The organism is Neobacillus drentensis (assembly GCF_036966985.1).
Lineage (GTDB): Bacteria > Bacillota > Bacilli > Bacillales > Cytobacillaceae > Neobacillus > Neobacillus drentensis_E.
This window is the reverse complement of record NZ_JBALSN010000728.1, coordinates 1-4,043: the sequence shown is the minus strand read 5'-3', so window position 1 is coordinate 4,043 and position 4,043 is coordinate 1. Positions and strand designations below refer to the sequence as shown.

Annotated in this window: 2 protein-coding genes; both read left to right on the top strand. The window is 38.6% G+C overall.

All coding sequences use genetic code 11. The features are described 5' to 3' along the window. A partial coding sequence (locus V7659_RS31055) for a DUF4011 domain-containing protein (RefSeq protein WP_335543844.1) occupies nt 1–1,950 on the top strand: 1,950 nt, incomplete at its 5' end. Nucleotides 1,951–2,277: 327 nt separating this feature from the next. Continuing rightward, a complete protein-coding gene (locus tag V7659_RS31050; RefSeq protein ID WP_335543843.1) occupies nt 2,278–3,705 on the top strand; it encodes an AAA domain-containing protein in 1,428 nt (475 codons plus the stop codon). Nucleotides 3,706–4,043: the final 338 nt, after the last annotated feature.

Sequence of the window (4,043 nt, the reverse complement as noted above, 5' to 3'; positions counted from 1 at the left end):
ATGGAAAGAGGTCTTGTAATGAAAGACAAGTTAATACATATGAGGGACAAGCTCAATGACATTAGTCGGCGGAATCGTTCGATTCGATTATTGAAGCTTTATAATAAGTGGAGCTTTGATTTAACTGATCTGGATAACCTCTCTAGGTTATCTAAAGAAAAGGCAAGTACCGCTATAGTAGAACAAATCACTCATCAAACCAAGAATGATGTCATCTTACTTAAGCCAACTATAAATAATGAACTTTCAATGAGTCTTTCGAGAAAACTCACTGATTTATATCGAAATATTAAAGGAATTGAAGATGAAACAGGTATTCATGATTTTTACCTGGGTTTTCCGTTTTTGTCAGGCACATTGTCCGATGGGACGTTTTTTCAAGCTCCATTATTTTTATATCCGATCAGGCTTGAAAAGAGCAATGTGAATGCTCAAAAATGGGTGATTAAAATAGATGAAGATGGTCCTCAAATCAATCGGACGTTGTTCTTAGCATTTAAAAAGCTAAACAACCAAACATTTACCGAAGATTTCTTTGATCAAGCTGCGGAACTAGCAACGAAGTATAACGATGAAGAGTGGCTCCAATTTTTAAAAAATCATGAAATGAATGTATCATTTACACCTAAGGGTATTAGCAAACTGAAGGAATATAGAAAAGAAGAGGTTCCGGAAAAAGCAGGTTTAACTATGTTGGAGAATGCGGTCATCGGGAATTTCCCACAAGGCGGGTCTTCGCTTGTTAAAGATTATGAAGAACTCATTGTCCGATCAGAAGAAAGTAATTTATCTTTAGCTGGGGAACTAATCGAACCGCAGGATAAGGATTTTGAGACTGATGGGGAACCGAGCGTAGCAGAAAAATCGAATAATAATAATCCTGACATTTTAAACCTATTACAAGCAGACGGGTCACAAGAAGAGATTATTCAAGTAGCTCGTTATAAAAAAGGGATTGTTGTCCATGGACCGCCTGGAACAGGAAAATCTCAAGTCATTGTTAATCTCATTACAGATGCGCTTCAACAGGAGAAGAAAGTACTCGTGGTTTGTCAAAAGCGTGCCGCTTTGGATGTCGTTTACCAACGTCTGGATGGATTGGGCTTAAGTAATCATGTTGCACTTGTCCACGACGAAAAGAATGATCGGAAAAAGCTTTATGCAAAAGTGGGAGCGGTTCTAGAGCAAAATCAGGTGTCTTTTGAGAATGCGATGAATCAGTTATCTTCTACTTCCAAAAGATTATCCTCACAAGAAGAGTTACTGAACAGTATTGCTTCTGCCTTGTACAGTTACCAGGACTTTGGGCTACGATTATATGATTTGTATGGATTAGCGAAGCCAATCGTGGAAACCACACAAATTGTTGATCTACATGAGGTGCTGCCGTCTATAAATAAAGATTTTTTAGTGGATATCTCTGAAAAAGTGTACACCTATGCGGAATGGTATGATCGCTTTGGCGATGAGGATTTCCCGCTTAAAGAGCGTAAAACATTTGCTAATTTTAATATGAAAGAAAAATTGGAAGCAATCGAGCTATTGAATGATATGGTCGATAAAGCCAAACAAGCGGTAGAATACCTCGACTCCCTTGATCATGAAAAAATTACACCAGCGTACACTTGGCTCATCAAAAATAAGTTAGAGAAGATTTATCCCGATTTAGAGGATGGCACGAAAAGAACCTTACAAGGTTTAAGACTATGGTGGTGGACATCTGTTTCGGGTAAAAACATCATTGAAGAATTGCTTGATGGGGAAAAATTTAAAGGAACAAGTTCGTCAGAATGGCTTAAGATCAAGAAATCTTTAATTATTATGCATCAGTTGGGTAAAGTGACAAAAGCAATGGCAGAAGAAGTAGACAAGCTAAAAAAATATCTTCAGGATTACAAAAGTAAACAGTTTAAAAACGAGAATATCAGAAGGGGATATTCCGTTAACTGAATTTGATAAAATGGTCGAATACATCCATCGTGATTTTGAAGAACTGCAGTTAATGGATGTATACTGGAATCAATGTTCTGAGGTCGAGAAGAAAGTGCTTCTTCTCCTTCAACAGAAAACATCGAAGAACGAATTAACGCTATCTGATTACTGGGTGGATTTATTAAAAAACTCCGCCTACGTCCAATGGATTGATCAAACGGAAAGGAAACATCCACAGGTCCAGAAAATTTCAACGAATGAATTTTCAAGAATTAGAGAATCTTTTGCGGGGCTTATTGAGGATAAAAGGAAGGTAGGGANNNAATTCATAACCTTACCAAAAAAGTGGATAGCGTTCAAACCACTCATTCAAGGAATATAAGAGAACTGAAACATCAGGTCGGTAAGAAACGGCAAGTTTGGCCGCTTCGACGATTAGTTAATGAATTTGCTGGCAATGGTCTCGTTGATATTATGCCTGTTTGGCTCGCTTCACCGGAGATTGTTTCGTCTATTTTTCCATTACAAAAAGGATTATTTGATTTAGTTATTTTCGATGAAGCTTCCCAGTGTACGGTGGAAAGTGGGATTCCAGCAGTTTACCGGGCTAAACAAGTAATTATTGCTGGTGATGAGAAACAATTGCCACCATCTAATCTGTTTCAATCCACTTTTGTTAATGACGATGATGAGGAGGAAGAATACGATACGGATGATTCCATTAGTTTGCTAAATTTAGCGAAAAGAAGGTTTTCTGAGAGGCTGCTTCAGTGGCACTATCGCTCTAAATATGAAGAGTTAATCAATTATTCCAATCATGCATTTTACAAGGGGCATGTACAAATAGCACCCAATGTGATTCCATTTAAAAATCCACCAGCGATTAAATGGAAAAAAGTCGAAGGAAGATGGGTTAACCAGTCCAATGAAGTGGAAGCGATTGAAGTCGTCAATATTCTTAAAGATATACTTATCAATCAGCCTGGAAAAACCGTAGGGATTATCACGTTTAACTCCAAGCAGCAATCGAAAATTCAGGATCAGATTGATAACCTAGTGAGTGAAGATGAGGAATTTAGCTCCGTTTACAATCAAATGTTAACCAGGGATCTCGATGAACGCGTCTTCGTAAAAAATATTGAAAACGTGCAAGGGGATGAAAGGGATATTATCCTTTTCTCGATCGCTTATGCGAAAAACGAGGAAGGAAAGTTGTATAACCGTTTTGGAATGTTGAATCAAAAGGGTGGAGAAAACCGTCTGAACGTTGCGGTCACACGGGCTAAAGAGGGAATCACCGTGGTATCAAGTATTGAGCCAGAAGAACTAAACGTGGCAAACACTTCGCAAATAGGTCCGAAATTACTAAGGGCCTATCTAAAATATGTACGGGCTGTTTCAAACTCACAAGTGGAGCAGATCAATGCTGTTGTCCAAGAAGTCAATGAAAATGTAAATACTCATGTACAGGAAAAAGAATTACATTTCGACTCACCGTTTGAAGAGCAAGTGTATCATCAACTACGAAACCTCGGCTATGAGGTTACCACTCAGGTGGGGATGTCAGGTTACCGAATTGACATGGCCATTGTTCACCCGCACGATTCTTCACGATATATATTGGGAATCGAGTGCGATGGAGCCATGTATCACAGCTCCGCTAATGCGAAGGAAAGAGACGTTTACCGTCAACGGTTCCCTAGAAAGCAGAGGCTGGACCATCGAACGGATTTGGAGTCGAAACTGGTGGAAGAACTCATTAGCAGAGGTTGAGCGAATTGATCAGAAGGTGAAGGAATTGTTGAAGAAGGAGATTGTTAAGCAGAAAGTTAGCAATTAAATATTAGATTATTTACGGAGTGAAGGTAAGTGCCATTAATGTTGGAATACCTAGCACTCTCTTTTTTTGATGGGAAACTTTGGGGCCAATCCCCTATTTTTTGATAATAAAGCTAATTGAGGCTGGCAGATAAGTGCTAAGGGTTATTGGTCGTTCTACATTGTGTATTGGAGCAGAATCGATTTTTTGCGATGAACCTTTTGCAAAACAAACACCTACAAATTATAGGTTTTTGTAGGCGTTTAGCATTGTATTAACTATTTTCAGGAAT